At 71.3% G+C, this 14,543-nt stretch carries 11 protein-coding genes; 8 read left to right on the top strand and 3 right to left on the bottom strand.

The genetic code is table 11. From position 1 onward, the window contains the following. Positions 1-266 precede the first annotated feature (266 nt). From ACGFXC_RS27965 to trpD, 7 genes are all read left to right on the top strand, one after another. A complete protein-coding gene (locus tag ACGFXC_RS27965; protein WP_393717287.1) occupies positions 267-3,245 on the top strand; it encodes a BTAD domain-containing putative transcriptional regulator in 2,979 nt (992 codons plus the stop codon). Positions 3,246-3,322: 77 nt separating this feature from the next. Continuing rightward, entirely contained in the window at positions 3,323-4,357 is a 1,035-nt protein-coding gene (gene sbnB / locus ACGFXC_RS27960) for a 2,3-diaminopropionate biosynthesis protein SbnB (protein WP_393717285.1), read from the top strand. A 69-nt stretch (positions 4,358-4,426) separates the two neighbouring features. Further along, positions 4,427-5,965 carry an anthranilate synthase component I family protein gene (locus ACGFXC_RS27955; protein WP_393717283.1) on the top strand — a complete coding sequence of 513 codons (1,539 nt, stop codon included), beginning with the start codon at positions 4,427-4,429 and terminating at the stop codon, positions 5,963-5,965. Next, complete coding sequence (locus ACGFXC_RS27950; RefSeq protein ID WP_393717281.1) at positions 5,962-6,561, top strand: anthranilate synthase component II; 600 nt, start codon at positions 5,962-5,964, stop codon at positions 6,559-6,561. Before ACGFXC_RS27955 ends, ACGFXC_RS27950 begins: the two co-directional genes overlap by 4 nt. Further along, on the top strand, positions 6,558-7,904 hold the full coding sequence (locus ACGFXC_RS27945; RefSeq protein WP_393717279.1) for a class II 3-deoxy-7-phosphoheptulonate synthase: 1,347 nt from the start codon (positions 6,558-6,560) through the stop codon (positions 7,902-7,904). The genes ACGFXC_RS27950 and ACGFXC_RS27945 overlap by 4 nt, the downstream gene beginning before the upstream one ends. 265 nt (positions 7,905-8,169) lie before the next feature. Continuing rightward, positions 8,170-8,364 carry a hypothetical protein gene (locus tag ACGFXC_RS27940; protein ID WP_393717277.1) on the top strand — a complete coding sequence of 65 codons (195 nt, stop codon included), beginning with the start codon at positions 8,170-8,172 and terminating at the stop codon, positions 8,362-8,364. Beyond that, complete coding sequence (gene trpD / locus ACGFXC_RS27935; protein ID WP_393717275.1) at positions 8,364-9,431, top strand: anthranilate phosphoribosyltransferase; 1,068 nt, start codon at positions 8,364-8,366, stop codon at positions 9,429-9,431. Before ACGFXC_RS27940 ends, trpD begins: the two co-directional genes overlap by 1 nt. A gap of 154 nt (positions 9,432-9,585) precedes the next feature. Here trpD and ACGFXC_RS27930 read toward each other — a convergent pair whose 3' ends face one another. From ACGFXC_RS27930 to ACGFXC_RS27920, 3 genes are all read right to left on the bottom strand, one after another. After that, the gene (locus ACGFXC_RS27930) at positions 9,586-10,893 is read right to left on the bottom strand and encodes a cation:proton antiporter (RefSeq protein ID WP_393717273.1); all 1,308 of its coding nucleotides are present in this window, start codon (positions 10,891-10,893) and stop codon (positions 9,586-9,588) included. Beyond that, positions 10,880-11,527 carry a flavin reductase family protein gene (locus tag ACGFXC_RS27925; protein WP_393717271.1) on the bottom strand — a complete coding sequence of 216 codons (648 nt, stop codon included), beginning with the start codon at positions 11,525-11,527 and terminating at the stop codon, positions 10,880-10,882. The genes ACGFXC_RS27930 and ACGFXC_RS27925 overlap by 14 nt, the downstream gene beginning before the upstream one ends. 98 nt (positions 11,528-11,625) lie before the next feature. After that, complete coding sequence (locus tag ACGFXC_RS27920; RefSeq protein WP_393717269.1) at positions 11,626-13,227, bottom strand: tryptophan halogenase family protein; 1,602 nt, start codon at positions 13,225-13,227, stop codon at positions 11,626-11,628. A 179-nt stretch (positions 13,228-13,406) separates the two neighbouring features. On the opposite strand from ACGFXC_RS27920, the gene sbnA reads away from it, so the two are divergent. Continuing rightward, positions 13,407-14,441 carry a 2,3-diaminopropionate biosynthesis protein SbnA gene (sbnA, locus tag ACGFXC_RS27915; RefSeq protein WP_393717267.1) on the top strand — a complete coding sequence of 345 codons (1,035 nt, stop codon included), beginning with the start codon at positions 13,407-13,409 and terminating at the stop codon, positions 14,439-14,441. The last annotated feature ends 102 nt before the right edge of the window (positions 14,442-14,543 follow it).

The following is a 14,543-nucleotide window of genomic DNA, read 5'->3' as shown; positions in this document are numbered from 1 at the left end:
CGGCCTGCGGATTCCGGTTCCCCCGGAGATGGCTTGAACTGGTTCTTCCGGGGTGGAGGCGGAGTGAGCTGGACCGAATGATTCCAGCCAATCCCTAGGTGACGGATCAGCTTTCGGTCAGGGTGTCCCACCTGCCACTTGGCTTGTGCCACGCCCCTTTTCTGTCAGCGGCAGACAGGTAGGCTGCTCAGGCTGGCCGGGCTCGGTCAGTGACGGGGGGAGATCCATTGGGTGAGCGGCTCAGTTTCAGAATTCTTGGTCCACTTATGGCCACCGCGGGGGAGCGGCCGGTCCTGGTGGGAGGTGCCCGGCAACGTACGATTCTGGCCCTTCTGCTCCTGAGTCCGGGGCGGATTGTGCCAGTTGACACGCTTGTGGATGTAGTGTGGAACGGCAGGCCTCCTGCCACCGCGCGGACCCAGGTGGCCATCGTCATCGCCGCCCTGCGCAAGGCCTTCAAGAGCGAGGGCGTGACCGAGGAAGTCATCGTCACCGCCCACCCCGGTTACCTGCTGCGTGCGGAGGGGCACGCGCTGGACACCGTCACCTTCACCGGACTCGTCGCCGAGGCCGAGACCTCGGTCCGCGAGGCGCGCCCGGCCGACGCGGCCCGCTGCTACGCCGAAGCCCTCGCCCTGTGGCGCGGTCCGGCGCTCGCCGGGGTGAGCGGGCAGCTCGTCGAGGACGAGGCGGCCCGCTGGGAGGAAGTCCGGATCAACGCCTACGAGGCGATGACCTCCGTCCAGCTGGAGCTGGGCCGCCACCAGCTGCTGCTGCCGGAACTGGCCGCGACCGTACGGGAACACCCGCTGCGCGAGCGCACCCGCTACCACTTCATCCTCGCCCAGTACCGCTCCGGGCGGCGGGCCGAGGCGATGGAGAGCTTCCGGGAGGCGAGACGCCAGTTCATCGACGAACTGGGCATGGACCCGGGACCCGAACTCCAGGAACTGCACGACGCGATCCTGCGCGACGACCCCGCCCTGGCCTTCGAGGCGTCGCCCGTCAACCCGGTGGAAGCCGTGGCGGACGCTTTAGGAGCACGAGGCCACGTCGTCCCCTCCGAACTCCCGCCCGACGTGCCGGGGTTCGCGGGACGCGGCGAGGAACTCGCCGCCCTCGACGCCCTGGCCGACGGGCACGGCGACGGGGACCGCACGCCCACCATCGGACTGATCACGGGCGTCGCGGGCGTGGGCAAGACCGGCCTCGCCGTCCGCTGGGCGCACCGGGTTACCGAACAGTACCCGGACGGACGGCTGTTCGCCGACCTCCGCGGATATGACGAGCACCACGCCCCGACGACGGCCGGCGACATCCTCAGCCGCTTCCTGCGCTCGCTCGGCGTGGAGAGCGACGACGTGCCCAACGGGCTGGAGGACCGGGTCGCGCTGTACCGCAGCGTGCTCTCCGAACGCCGGGTGCTGCTCGTGCTCGACAACGTACGCACGTTCGCGCAGATCCGGCCGCTGCTGCCGGGCAGCGGCGGCTGCACGGTCCTGGTGACCAGCCGGGAGCAGCTGGAGCAGCTCGTGACCTGGCCGCAGCGTGCCCGGGTGCACCTCGGAGTGCTGCCCGAGGACGAGTCGGTCGAACTGCTCGGCCGGATCGTGGGCGAGGCGCGGATCCTGGCCGCGCCCGAGGACTCGGCCCGGCTCGCCGAGCTGTGCGACCGGCTGCCCCTCGCGCTGCGCATCGCGGCGGCCCGGCTGGCGTCCAAGCCGCACTGGTCGGTGCGGCACCTGGTCACCCGGCTCAGCGACGGGCGGCGCCGGCTGGACGAGCTGAGCCAGGGCGAGTCCCAGATCCGGGCGAGCTTCGAGCTGAGCTACCGCTACCTCCACAAGGACGCGGCCCGGCTCTACCGCTACCTCGGGCTGCTCGGCGTACCGGACTTCACCGCCTGGGTGGGGGCCGCGCTGATGGACCAGGACGTCCTGGACGCGGAACGGCTCATCGAGCACCTCGTGGACGCCCAGTTCCTGGAGGTCGTCGGCGTCGACGCCACCGGGCAGCTGCGCTACCGCTTCCAGAACCTGATGCGGCTCTACGCGGAGGAGCTGGCGCGGGCGGAGGAGAGCGAGGAGGACCGGCTGGCGGCGTGCGACCGGGTCTTCCGCACCTGCCTGACCATCGCCGAGCAGGCACACCGGCGCGAGTACGGCGGGGACTTCGGCATCGTCCACAGCGAGGTGCCCCGCCGGGAAATCGACGCCGTCATGCTGGAGGAGCTGCTGGCAGCGCCCCTGGAGTGGTACGAGGCGGAGCGGCTGTCGCTGGTTGCCCTGGTCGAACAGGCGGCGCGGACGGGCCAGTCCGACCTGGCCTGGGACCTGGTCGCCTCGATGACGGTGCTCTTCGAGTCGCGCAACTACCTGGAGGACTGGCGTCGTTGCAGCGAGTACGCGCTGGAGGCCTCGCGCGCCACGGACAACCTGCGCGGCCAGGCGGCGATGGAGCAGCAGCTCGGCGCCATCGACCTTCGGCTGCGCCGACTCGACGACTCCGCGCGGCGCCACGAGAGCGCCCTCGACCTCTACGCCCGGGCCGGCGATCCGCTGGGCCGGGCCCTGGTGCTGCGCAACCTCGCGGTCATCGACCGGATCCGGGGGGAGTACGGCCGTGCCGTGGAGCGGCTGGGAGAGGCGCTGCCGGTGTTCCGCTCGGCGGGGGACCGGGCCTCGGAGGCCTACGTGCTCAACGGGATGGCGCAGCTCGCCCTCGACCAGGGCCGGCCGGAGGCCGCGGTGGAGCTGGGGCTGGACGCCGTACGGGTGTCCGAGGCGATCCAGGGCGGGGTCTCGCGCAGCCTCGCGCAAGGGGTCTACCGGCTGGCCAGCGCCTATCTGGAGCTGGGCCGACTGGCGGAGGCGGAGACGGCCTTCGCCCGGGCGGTGCGCATCGTGGAGGAGAAGTCGGATCTGCTGGGACAGGCGTACGCCCTGCTGGGCCTGGCGCAGACCAGGCACTCGGCGGGCGCCGCCGATGCGGCCGAGGAGACCTTCCTCGCGGCGCTCGACGCGTCCCGGCGGACCCGGAGCCCGATGATCGAGGGCCAGATCCGGCTCGCACTCGGCGAGGCCTACCGGGCGGGCGGGCGCGAGGAGGAGGGGCTGGCCCACCTCGCGGCGGCGCTGAGCGTCTTCCGGGGCATCGGCGCCCCTCCGTGGGAGGAGCGCACGGTCCGGGCGCTGGACCGGGCCGGAGCCGCCGACGTGGCCGCGCACGTGGGGGAGAGCGCGTAACCGCCCAATAACCCGGCGATAAAGCGGCTCCCTAGCGTCATCGCAGACGAGAAAACTGCCGAGCTGTGGAGTCTGCGATGTCACGTACGGTCGGTGCGCCCTCTTTTGCCGTGATCCCCGGCGCACAGGTGCACGAAGTCCTCGACGGCCGTGCGCCCGAGGTGGTCGGATTGATCGAATCCGCTTATCGGGTGCACGGCGAGGGCGGGACGGTCAATCCGCCGTCCTATTTCCTGCGCTTTCCCGACCGGCCGACCTCGCGGATCATCGCGCTTCCGGCGTCCATCGGGGGAACGGCTCCGGTCGACGGAGTGAAGTGGATTTCCAGCTTCCCCGACAATGTGGCGGCCGGAATTCCGCGTGCCTCCGCCGTGCTGATCCTCAACGACCCGGAAACCGGCTACCCGATCGCCTGCCTGGAATCCTCGATCATCAGCGCGGCGCGCACCGCCGCCTCCGCCGCGCTGGCCGCCGACCGGCTCAGCCCGGCCGGCCGCCGCCCGCGCCGGATCGGCTTCTTCGGCGTCGGCCTGATCGCGCGCTTCATCCACCAGTACCTGGCGGGCACGGGCTGGGAGTTCGACGAGATCGGTGTGCACGACCTGTCCACCGAGCACGCCGAGGGCTTCGCGGACTACCTCACCCGCTCCGGCGAGCAGGGCCCCGTCACCGTCCACGACAGTGCCGAGAAGCTGATCCGCGAGAGCGACCTGGTCGTCTTCGCGACCGTCGCGGGCACCCCCCACGTCACCGACCCGCAGTGGTTCACCCACAACCCGCTGGTCCTGCACGTCTCCCTGCGCGACCTGTCGCCCGAGGTGATCCTCTCCGGCTTCAACGTCGTCGACGACATCGAGCACTGCCTGAAGGCCGACACCTCCCCCCACCTGGCCGAACAGCTTACCGGCAGCCGTGACTTCGTCGACGGGACGCTGTACGACGTGCTGTCCGGGCAGCTGGCCGTCCCCGAGGACAAGCCCGTCTTCTTCTCCCCCTTCGGCCTCGGCGTGCTCGACCTCGCGGTCGGCCGGCACATCCACGACACCCTCGACGCGCAGGGCCGGCTCACGGTCGTCGAGGACTTCTTCCACGAGATGCGCCGCTACGGCTGAGACCTCCGCCCCCGCCCCCCCCACGGCCGCCCCCACCACGGCCCCGAGCCGTCCGAGGAAAGTGATTCAGTGACCACACTGCTCGACACCACCACTCGGGCGCCGGCCGATCCCGGCCGGCGCCCCCTCCCCGTCCGGGTCGAGGAGACCCTCCTGGACCCGCACCCGCCCATGGAGCTGTACGAGGCCCTGCGCGCGCGGTTCGGGGAGGACGTGTTCCTCCTGGAGTCCCTGGAGAGCCCCGAGTTCGACGGGAACTCGGCCGTCGTCGGCTTCGGCCGGCTCGCCGAGCTGCGGATCCACCCGGGGCGGATCTCCGCCGTCGGCGCGGCGCCCGTACTGGCCGTGCTCTCCGCGGTCGCCGACCGGCTGGGGCTGGCCGAAGGCCCCGACGGCGACCGGCTGTTCGAGCGTCCCGGCCAGGTCTGGGACGTCCTGCGGGCCGTGGAGGCCTCCTTCGACGTCGACAGCGGCCGCCCCGACTACGCCTTCGGCTTCCTGGCCACGATCGGCTACGGAGCCGCCTGGTACATGGAGGAGCTGCCCGAGCGCACCGACTCCGGCGAGGGTGCGCCCGACCTGGTCCTGACCCTGTTCCAGGACACCGTCTGGTACGACCTGGACGCCGGTACGGCCGTACGGCTGGCCGCCCGCAGCGACGCCTTCGGCTCCGACGGCGGCCCCGCCGCCCGTACCGACCTGGCCGGGATCGTCGAGCGGCTGACCGCCGGGATGACCGAGCCGGCCGGCCGGGCGCCCGCGGCCCCCGCCCCGCTCGCCGTCCGCGACAGCACGGACGAGGCCGCCTTCCTGGCCAACGTCGCACGCTGCCTCGGACACATCGGCGTCGGCGACATCTACCAGATCCAGATCGGCCACCGCATCGAGGTCGACAGCGCGCTGACCCCCGCCGAGGTCTACCGCAGGCTCCGCGCGCGCAACCCCTCCCCCTACATGTACCTCGTGCCCCGGTACGGATCGACCCTGATCGGGGCCAGTCCCGAGGTCCTCTTCCGCACCGAGGGCGAGCGCATCGTCATGCGCCCGATCGCGGGCACCACCCCGCGCAGCGGGGACCCGGCGGTGGACGGACCGCGCATCGAGGCCCTGCTCGCCAGCGAGAAGGAGCGGGCCGAGCACGTGATGCTGGTCGACCTGTGCCGCAACGACATCGGCCGCGTCAGCCTGCCCACCACCCTCGAAGCCCGCGACGTCATGGCGGTCGAGACCTTCTCGCACGTCTTCCACCTGGTCTCCACGGTGGAGGGTGTCCTCGCCCCGGGCGAGGACACCTGGTCGGCGCTGGCCGCGACCTTCCCCGCCGGGACGGTCACCGGCGCCCCCAAGATCCGCGCCATGGAGATCATCTCCGAACTGGAGAGCGATTCCCGGGGCATGTACGCGGGGGCCGTCGGCCTGGTCGACGTCCGCGGCTGGTCCCGGCTGGCCCTGTGCATCCGCACCGTCACCCACGACGGGTCGACGTACTCCACCCAGAGCTGCGCCGGCATCGTCGCGGACTCCTCGCCCGCCGCCGAGTGGCGCGAGACCCTGCACAAGATGGGGGCCGCCTACTGGGCGCTCACCGGTGAGGAGCTGCTCCCGTGAAGGTCCTGCTCGTCGACGCGTACGACAGTTTCACCCACATCATCGACCAGTACCTGCGCTCCCTCGGCGCCACCACCGAGGTCGTCCGCTCCCGCACCGAGAGCCCCGGCGACCTCGCCGCCCGGCTCCCCGACGCCGTCGTCCTGGGTCCCGGCCCGGGACATCCCGCCGACTCCGGCCACGTCGAGCTCGTGCACCGCTTCGCCGGACGGGTGCCGCTGCTCGGCATCTGCCTGGGCCACCAGGCCATCGGCCTGGCCTACGGGGGCGCCGTGCGCGTCGCCGACCGGCTCAAGCACGGCAAGACCAGCGAGGTCGCCCACGACGGCGCCGGGGTCTTCGCGGGGCTCGGCGCCCCCATGACCGCCACCCGCTACCACTCGCTCATCGTGGCGCAGCCCCTGCCGCAGGAGCTGATCGCCACCGCGCACGCCGTCGACGACGGCTACGTGATGGGGCTGCGCCACCGGACCCTCGCCGTCGAAGGGGTGCAGTTCCACCCGGAGTCGATCACCACGGTCGGCGGCATGCGGCTCCTGCAGAACTTCCTCACCACCGCACGGACCCAGCAGCCCGCAGACACCCTCGCCGGGTGACGAAGGAGCATTTCGTGGAGCACGTGGATTCCTGGCGGGCCCTGCCCGCGGCACAACAGCCCGAGTGGCCCGACGCGGCGGCCCTGGAGGCGGTGCGCGCCGAGCTGCGCGACACCGTTCCGCTCGTGGTCGCCGCCGAGTGCGAGCAGCTCAAGCAGCGGCTCGGCGCCGTCGCGCGGGGCGAGGCCTTCCTCCTCCAGGGCGGGGACTGCGCCGAGACCTTCGCGGACGTCCGGGAGGACTCCGTACGCCGCAAGGTGCGCACCCTGCTGCAGATGGCGCTCGTCCTCCAGTACGCCGCCTCCGTGCCGGTCGTGAAGATCGGCCGGATGGCGGGGCAGTACGCCAAGCCCCGCTCGAAGCCCACCGAGACGCGGGACGGGCTCACGCTGCCCGCCTACCGGGGCGACGCCGTCAACGGCTTCCCCTTCGAGGCGGCCGAGCGGGAACCGGACCCGGGACGGCTGCTGCGGATGCACCAGGCCGCCGCGGGCACGCTGAACCTCGTACGGGCCTTCACCACCGGCGGCTACGCGGACCTGCGCCAGGCGCACGCCTGGAACCAGGACTTCGTGGCCCGCTCGCCCGTCGGCGAGCGCTACTCGGCGCTGGCCGGCCAGATCGACCAGGCCCTCAACTTCATGCGGGCCTGCGGGGCCGACGAACGCATCCAGCACGCCGTGGAGTTCTTCGTCAGCCACGAGGGCCTGCTGCTGGAGTACGAGGAGCCGCTGGTCCGGGAGGATCCGGCGACCGGGCGGCGCTATGCGACCAGCGGCCACATGTTGTGGATCGGGGAACGGACCCGGGACCTCGGCGGGGCGCACGTGGAGTTCTTCTCGAAGCTCTCCAACCCGGTCGCGGTCAAGCTCGGGCCGGCCACCGACTCCGACACCGTGCTGCGGCTGATCGACCGGCTCGACCCCGAACGGGAGCCCGGGCGGCTGACCTTCATCGTCCGCATGGGCGCCGGCCAGGTGCGCGACCGGCTGCCGGTGCTGGTGGAGAAGGTGGCCGCGGAGGGGGCGCCGGTGGCGTGGGTGAGCGATCCCATGCACGGCAACACCTTCGAGGCACCCTCGGGGCTCAAGACCCGCCGCTTCGACGACATCGTCGACGAGGTGAAGGGCTTCTTCGAGGTCCACCGCCAGCTCGGGACGCATCCCGGGGGCGTGCACCTGGAATTCACCGGGGGCGATGTCACCGAATGTGTGGGAGGCGGTGAGGAAGTGAGCCTGGACGGGCTGAGCGAACGCTATGAGTCCACTTGTGACCCCCGGCTCAACCGCACCCAGTCGCTGGATCTGGCCTTCATGGTGGCCGAAATGTATCGGGAACGCTGAGCCTCCGCTTCTTGGGTTATCGGCGAGCGATATCCGAGGGGTCCTCAAGTGCCCCTCGATCGGCTCCACAGAGGTCGTCAAGGCCGGTCCCGATGCCGTTTATCATCCGCGAGACCGGCCCTGACCAGCGGTTATATCGTTCTTATCGAAATGGCGCGGCCCCCGAAGACGCAGCGATATCAGCTCGAAGCCGCTCCTTCCTAGTGTTCTTCTCACCGGAACAGACCGGGACTCGAGCAGGACTCAACGGGGGAGCAGAACCGAGATGCAGAACACCTTGCGTACCCAGATCAAGCGGATCACCGTCGCCATCGCCGTGGCGGTGGCCGTAGCGGGTGCGGTGCAGGTCGCGGACAGCGAGACGTCGTCCGCCCCGGTCAGCGTCACTGCGGACGGGACCCCCCGCACCGCCCCCGTTCCCGTCCCCACCACCACGTCGGAATCCGGAGAATGGCACTGATGGACCGCAACTGGAGCACGCTGCTCGAGGCCCTGCTCGCCGGACGGGACCTGGGCGCCGCCGATACCGCGTGGGCGATGGACCAGGTGATGCGCGGCGAGGCCACCGAGGCGCAGCTCGCCGGCTTCCTGGTCGCCCTGCGCGGCAAGGGGGAGACGGTCGCCGAGCTGGAGGGCCTGGTCCGCGCGATGCTGCACCACGCGGTCTCCCTCGACGTGCCCGGCGCCACGGTCGACGTGGTCGGTACGGGCGGCGACGGCGCCCGTACGGTCAACATCTCGACCATGTCCGCGATCGTCGCGGCCGGCGCCGGGGCCCGGGTCGTCAAGCACGGCAACCGGGCCTCCACCTCGGCCTCGGGTTCCGCGGACGTGCTGGAGGCGCTCGGGGTGACCCTGCGCCTGCCGCCGGCCCGGGTCGCGGCGCTGGTGGAGGAGGCGGGCATCACCTTCTGCTTCGCCCCCGACTTCCACCCGTCGATGCGGCACGCGGCGCCGGTCCGCAAGCAGCTGGGGATCCCCACGGTCTTCAACGCGCTGGGCCCGCTGACCAACCCGGCGCTGCCGACCGCCCAGGCGGTCGGTGTGGCCGACGCCCGGCTGCTCCCGCTGATCGCGGGGGTGCTGGCCCGCAGGGGCGGCACCGCCCTGGTATTCCGCGGGGACGACGGGCTCGACGAACTGAGCGTCACGACCACCTCGACGGTGCTCAGCGTCGAGGAGGGGCGGGTGCGGGAGGAGTCCTTCGACCCGAGGGACATCGGCATCGCGTTCGCCCCCCTCGACGCCCTGCGCGGGGCGGACGCCGCGCACAACGCGGCGGTGGCGCGGCGGCTGTTCGCCGGCCGGGAGCGGGGTCCGGTGCGCGACGCGGTGCTGCTCTCGGCGGGCGCCGCGCTGGCCGCCGCCGAGCCGTCCCGGGGCCGTACGGTCACCGAGCGGCTGCGCGAATCGGTCGCGGTGGCCGCCCGGTCCCTCGACTCGGGTGCGGCGCAGACCGTACTGGAGCGGTGGGTACGGGCGGCGGCCGGACACGCCCCGGCACCGCTCGCCGCGGCGGGACGGTGAGCGGCGCGCACCGGGGCGCCGCCGTGGCATGACGCGGCGGTGCGGCCGTACCGGTCCCTGGGAGGGGGACGGTACGGCCGCACCGGCGATCGCGTCACGGAACCCGGACGGAGCCGGGGTGGGGCGGAGCGGGGTCAGGTGCCCGGCGGGCGCTTCAGGAGACGCCGGCCTTGGCCGGGAGTTCGACCGGTTCGTGGACCAGGGGCCCGTCGGCCACGTCGTCGGCCTCCTTCGCGGGGGACACCCCCCTTCGGATCCAGGACAGCGCGGGAGAGGTGATCGCCGTGGTGAGCAGGGCCATCAGGACCAGCATCGTGAACAGGTCCGGCCCGATCACCCCGAGTTCCAGCCCCAGGTTCAGCACCACCAGTTCGGTCAGGCCGCGGCAGTTCATCAGGGCGCCGATCGACATGGCGTCACGCCAGGACTGGCCGGTGGCCCGCGCGGCACCGGTGCTGCCGCCCCACTTGCCGAGGAAGGCGACGGCCATGACGGCCAGGGCCCACACCCACATCATCGGATCGGCGACCACCAGGCCCACGTCGGTGCGCAGACCGGTGTTGACGAAGAACAGCGGCAGCAGGATCGGGATGGTGAAGGCCCGCAGCCGGGCCGCGCACAGCTCGATCACCCGCGAGCCGCGGGGAGTGACCACACCGAAGACGAAGGCGCCGAACAGCGCGTGCACGCCGATCTTGTCGGTGGTGAAGGCCGACAGGCACAGCCCGCTGAACAGCACCACCAGGACGACCGAGTCCACGGTCCGGGCGGCCCGCACGGCCCACTTGGCCAGCAGCGGCCGGACCGCGTAGATCATGAACGCCAGGAACAGGGCCGCGAGCGCGGCGGTGGTGGCGGCGTCCAGCGGGGAGCTGCTCGTGCTGACGGCGACGACCGCGGCCAGCAGGCACCAGGCGGTCACGTCGTCCACGGCCGCGCAGGCCATGGCCAGGGCGCCGATCCGGGTGTTGTAGAGCCCCCGGTCGGTCAGGATCCGGGCGAGCACCGGGAACGCCGTGATGCTCATGGACACGGCGATGAACAGCACGAAGGCGAGCTGGGAGACCCCGTCGGGGGCCAGCGAGTCGTACATCAGCAGGGCCAGTCCCGAGCCGAGGACCAGCGGGAGCGCGATGCTCGCCTGGCTGACGGCGATCGCGGTACGGCTGTGCCCGCGCAGGTTGGAGAGGTTCAGCTCCAGCCCGACCAGGAACATGAAGGCCAGCAGGCCGATGTTCCCGAACGCCCCGGTGAACGGCAGGACCGTCCCGGGGAACAGCCATGTCTGGGCCGAGGGCCACAGCCAGCCGAGCAGCGAGGGCCCGAGCAGGATGCCGACGGCGATCTCGCCGACCACCGGCGGCTGTCCGAGGCGGCGGAAGAGCATCGCGCCGGCCTTGCACGCGATGATGACGGCGGGGATCGCGATCAGCAGGTCGGGCAGCGGGTCACGGGCGGACACGGGCGGCCTCCTTCGTGGCCGCCGGGGCGGGGGCGGCGAGCGGGGCGGGTCTCGCGGGCAGGGGCGGGGCGGCGGCGGGTGGGCCGGGGACGGCCGTGGCGTCGGTCCAGCGGGCGTATCTGCGCTTGCCGTACAGCAGGGGTTCCTCGTCGTCGCGCAGCGAGACCCGGTGGACGCGGACGAAGACCGCGGTGTGGTCGCCGAACTCCACGGAGCGGACCACCTCTCCGTCGGCGACGGCGTGCGCGGCCTCCGCCAGGTGCGGGCCGCCGGCCCCCAGCGGCAGCCGCCACTCGGTGCGCTCGAAGCGGTCCGCGGCTCCCGAGGCGAAGAGGTCGGAGACCGGCCGGGCGTTCTCGTGCAGCAGGTTGACCGCGACGTGGCCCGTCTCCAGGACGGCCTGCACGGTCGGGCTCGCGGTGCGCAGGCACAGCACGATCGTAGGCGGGGACAGGGCCACGCTGGCCAGGGAGCTGCAGGTCATGCCGCGCGGCTCGGAATCCGTGCCGATCGTGGTGATCACCGAGACACCGGACGGGAACGCCGACATCAGGGGCCTGATGTCGGCTTCGGGCTCGGCGCCCCCGGACTGGGCGGCGCGGACGGACGGGACGGGCTGGGAGGTCTGTGACATGTCGGGGTGCTCTCCTGAAGCTGGGGGTGCGGCGCGGGCCCGGAAGCCGGGGGGAGGAACCGGCTCCGGGCCAGCGCACCGGAAGGGACTGCGGCCGCTTACTTGCCGTGCAGCTGACGCAGGTAGTCGTACGTGCTCGGCAGGGTGTCCAGGAGGTGCTCCTGCTCCTGCTTCACCTTGCCGAACATGGCCTCGGCGCCCGCCACGGAGTCGGGCTTGTGCGCGAGGGCCGGGAGCGGAGCGTCCGGCTCCAGGCCGAGACCCGCGAAGACGCAGTAGTAGCTGCCGTTGGTCCAGAAGTTGCGGAATTCGGCTTCGAAGTTCCCGTAGTACGTGGACTCGTCGGCGATCGGGGAGTTGATCGCGAGGCCGGCCTTGTACGCGGAGATCTTCTCCTGGATGTTCTTCGGGAGCGTCAGTTCCTTGTTCGCCCGCCAGAACGGCGTGTCGTTGCGCGGCGCGTAGTAGAAGTGCGCCTGGATGAAGTCACGGGTGTCGTCGAACATCACCTCGATCTCGCGGTTGAAGCTGTTGGCCAGCTCCGGGTGGAAATTGCGGTCCGGGAAGTGCTTGGCGAGCTGGTAGATGGCCGCGGTGATGAAGTAGATGCCGGTCGATTCCAGCGGTTCGAGGAACGCCGAGGAGAGGCCGATGCTCACCACGTTGTTCACCCAGGCGCGGCGGTTGCGCCCCACCCGGAACTTCACGTGGTTGAACTTGGTGGTCTCCGGGTCGAGGCCCCAGAGCGCGCTGAATTCCTTGGTCGCCTCTTCCTGCGTCGTGAACTTGCTGGAATAGACGTAGCCGGAGCCGAAGCGGCCCAGCATCGGGATCTTCCAGGTCCAGCCGGAGGACATCGCGATGGCGGAGGTGTACGGCTCGATGCCGTTCGCCTCGTCGTCGTGCGGCACGGCGGTGGCGACGGCGCTGTCGCAGAGCAGGTGGTCGCTCATGTCGATGAACGGCTCTTCGAGGGCCTTGTTGATGAGCAGGCCGCGGAAGCCGGAGCAGTCCACGAACAGGTCGGCGTCCAGGACCCGGCCGTCCTTGGTGTGCAGGGCCTTGATGAAGCCGCGCTCGTCCTTCTCGGCGTGGGTCATCTCGCCCTGGACGTGGTGCACGCCCTGCTTCTCGGTGGCGAAGCGGCGCAGGAAGTCGGCGACCAGGGCGGCGTCGAAGTGCCAGGCGTAGCGGGTGGACGGGGTGCCGTCGAGCCACTTCGGGGACTTCTTCGCGTCCATGACGGGGGGCTCGCGGAAGCACGCGTAGTCGAAGGGCTCCTCGGTCTGGCCCTCCAGCTTGCGCTTGGCCCAGTAGTGCGACATCGGGACGTTGTCGCTGTCCGGCAGGATGCCGAAGGGGTGGTAGAAGTGGTCCGGGCCGCCGTTCTCCAGCACGCGGGCCTGGGACTCGCCCTGGCCGCCGGTGCGCCAGTTCACGAAGCGCACGGCCATCTTGAAGCTCGCGTTGCACTCCCGCATCCACTCCTCCTCGGCGATGCCGAGGTATTCGAAGAGGACCTTGTGGAGGTTCGGGACGGTGGCCTCACCGACACCGATCCGCGGAATCGCCGGGGCTTCCAGCACCGTGATGTCCACGGTGCCCTGGAGCGCCTTGCCGAGATAGGCGGCGGTCATCCAGCCGGCGGTACCGCCGCCGAGGATGACGACTTTCTGAATGCGCGAGTCGGTGCCGGTCATGTGAGGGACTCTCTCTTCCGTCAGCGTGGGGAGTTCCGTGGTGCGATGTGGAAGAGATTCAGGCCATCGACTATGCGCCACCTATAACCAGCCGTATGGCATCGATATAGCGGATTGGCCGAATCTCGGTCACGCTGTATCCGCACCCCGCAACTCCCAGCAGAGGATGGCTGCATCAGATGCCGTACGACGAAGGGACGAAGGGAATCCTCTCTACCGTGGGAGGAACTCCGCTCATTGAACTGGAGCGTTTGCTGCCGGGCCTCGGCTCGCGGGTGTTCGCCAAGGTGGAGCGGTTCAATCCCGGAGGAAGTATCAAGGACCGCTCGGCACTTTCCATGGTGCTGGCGCGCATCAGGACCGGGGAACTCGTCCCCGGCACATCAACCGTGATCGAGTCGAGTTCCGGCAATCTCGCGATCGGGCTCGCCCAGATCTGCGGGTATTTCGGACTGCGCTTCATCTGCGTGGTGGACGCCCGCACGACCCGGCAGAACGTCGCGATCCTGCGGGCCTACGGGGCCGAGGTCGAGATCGTCGTCGACCCCGACCCGGCCACCGGCGAACTCCTGCCGGCCCGGCTGCGCCGGGTGGCCGACCTCGTCGCCCAGACCCCCGGCGCCTACTGGCCCGACCAGTACTCCAACCCGCTCAACCCGATCGCCCACCAGACCACGATGCGGGAGATCGCCGAGGCCCTCGACGGCCGCGTCGACCAGCTCGTCCTGGCCGCCGGCACCAGCGGCACCCTGGGCGGCTGCGCCGAGTACGTCCGCCGGCACGGCATGTCCACCACGATCAACGCGGTGGACGCCATCGGCAGCGTGCTCTTCGGCCCGCAGGAGCGCCGCACCCGGCTCATCCCCGGCCACGGTGCCTCGGTGGTGCCCCGGCTGCTGCGTCCCTCGGACGCCCACCGGGTCATCCACGTCGGCGACCTCGACTGCGTCGTCGGCTGCCGGCGCCTCGTCCGCGACGAGGCCGTACTCGCCGGCGGGTCCTCCGGGGCCGTCGTCGCCGCCCTGGAACGGATCGCCCCGGACATCGTCCCCGGCTCCAACGTGGTGCTCGTCCTGCCCGACGGCGGCGACCGCTACCTGGAGACGATCTACGACGACGCCTGGGTGTACCGCCAGTTCGGCGAGGTCTCGCACCTGTGGAAGGAGCCCCGCTCCGTGGCCCGCACCCCGCACCTGGTGGATATAGGCCACTGATAGCGGCCCCTCCCACCATCGATCCATCGGTAACCACGCAAGACCCCCACCACCTCGACACCCCACCGGGCGCCCACCCGGCACGGCACCGGCAGGTCCGCC

The sequence above is a fragment of the Streptomyces sp. NPDC048507 genome (assembly GCF_043199995.1).
Lineage (GTDB): Bacteria > Actinomycetota > Actinomycetes > Streptomycetales > Streptomycetaceae > Streptomyces.
The sequence above is the reverse complement of the archived record's forward strand: the minus strand, read 5'-3'. Positions and strand labels throughout refer to the sequence as shown.